This window comes from Staphylococcus sp. GDX7P312P (assembly GCF_008385775.1).
Classification (GTDB): domain Bacteria; phylum Bacillota; class Bacilli; order Staphylococcales; family Staphylococcaceae; genus Staphylococcus; species Staphylococcus haemolyticus.
Map to the genome: position 1 here is coordinate 1 of NZ_VUKI01000059.1, position 577 is coordinate 577.

Genomic DNA, 577 nt, shown 5'->3' on the forward strand with positions numbered 1-577 from the left:
GATTACGGTGACAACGGATCCGAATACTCATGTTGATTTACTTGATAAAGATGGTAATATCATTGGTTCAGGTACAACAGATAATACGGGGCATGTCACAATTACACCGACAAAACCGATTCCTGAAGGTAACGTCACTGCCAAGGCGACTGATAATGCAGAACATCCGAATAGTTCTACATCTCAACCGAAAAAAGCGACTGATACAACTCCGCCAACGGCGCCTGTGGTTACAAGTGATTTAACTGGTAAAGCGACAACTACTGATCCTGTTGAAGTTACTACTGATCCGAATACAAAAGTGGAATTATTAGATAAAGATGGCAATGTTATTGGTTCAGGTACAACAGACAATACGGGGCATGTTACAATTACACCGACAAAACCGATCCCTGAAGGTAATGTTACTGCCAAGGCGACTGATAATGCGGAACATCCAAATAGTTCTACGTCTGATCCTGTTAAAGCAACTGATACTACGCCACCAACGGTTCCAACACTTGATACAGATTTAGGTGGTAAAGCTGGTACTCAAACACCTATTACGGTCACAACAGATCCAAATACTCATGTTGAT

General features: G+C 41.8%; 1 pseudogene. It reads left to right on the forward strand.

Annotation, left to right across the window (positions count from 1 at the left end):
- Positions 1-577, forward strand: a pseudogene (locus tag F1592_RS13015) (YSIRK signal domain/LPXTG anchor domain surface protein); the annotation flags it as partial.